Annotated in this window: 1 protein-coding gene; it reads left to right on the top strand. The window is 31.8% G+C overall.

The genetic code is table 11. From position 1 onward, the window contains the following. The first annotated feature begins 68 nt into the window (after positions 1 to 68). Complete coding sequence (locus ACGLWY_RS18630) at positions 69 to 908, top strand: alpha/beta fold hydrolase (protein ID WP_396621183.1); 840 nt, start codon at positions 69 to 71, stop codon at positions 906 to 908. Positions 909 to 953: the final 45 nt, after the last annotated feature.

The raw sequence follows: 953 nt of genomic DNA, 5'->3' as shown, positions 1-953 counted from the left end.
CGATATAACTACAATTGTATAGCTGTTTGTTGTGGTTGTATGAGTGTTGTGCACAATTAAAACCTAAAATGAAAAATTCTTTCAAAAATCAAATAATTATTTTCACCTTATTACTTCAATTTTGTTTTATAAATTCTCAAAACGAATTAAAACCATACGGTGACAATGATACAGTAGGGAAATACGTAGAATTAAATGGTGCAAAAATATATTACGAGGAATATGGAAATGGTGAACCATTACTACTTATTCATGGAAATGGAGCAGACATTAAATTAATGGAAAATCAAATTGACTTTTTCAAATCTAAATATCGAGTAATTATTGCGGACAACAGAGGTCATGGGAAATCTGAACTAAAAACAGATTCATTGACATATACACAAATCACAAAAGATTGGGATGAATTAGTCAACTACTTAAAATTAGATTCCATTAATGTTTTAGGTTGGAGTGATGGAGGAATAATAGCTCTAAAAATGGGAATCAGTAAACAATCTAAAATCAAGAAAATCATTGCTATGGCTGCAAATTTGCGACCAGACACTACTGCAGTACATAGTTGGGCTCCTAATCGTGTAATGGAATCGCAAAGGCATGCAAGAGAAATGCTTGCCAAAGGCGACACTTCTAGAAATTGGAAATTAAAATTACAACATTATGGCTTGTTACTCAATCAACCCAATATAAGTCACAATGACCTTAAAAAAATTGATGTTCCTGTTCTAATTATAGCGGGTGATAGAGATATTATTAAAAACGAACATTCTGTCGAAATATTTGAACAGCTTACTAAAGGTCAACTTTGTATTATGCCTGGAGCAACTCATATAGCACCAAAAACAAAACCTAAAGTATTTAACGAAATGGTGAATAGGTTCTTAACTGAACCTTTTGAGTATAAATAAATAATAACAGTAGCCAACACCGTATCCTATGAAAAGTACTAGCTC

The sequence above is a fragment of the Mariniflexile sp. HMF6888 genome, assembly GCF_044335535.1.
Lineage (GTDB): Bacteria > Bacteroidota > Bacteroidia > Flavobacteriales > Flavobacteriaceae > Mariniflexile.
This window is presented reverse-complemented; position numbering and strand designations above follow the sequence as displayed.

Excerpts from the sequence above, each read along its gene's own strand:
- ACGLWY_RS18630 (WP_396621183.1), top strand. The coding sequence starts at position 69 with ATGAAAAATTCTTTCAAAAATCAAATAATTATTTTCACCTTATTACTT.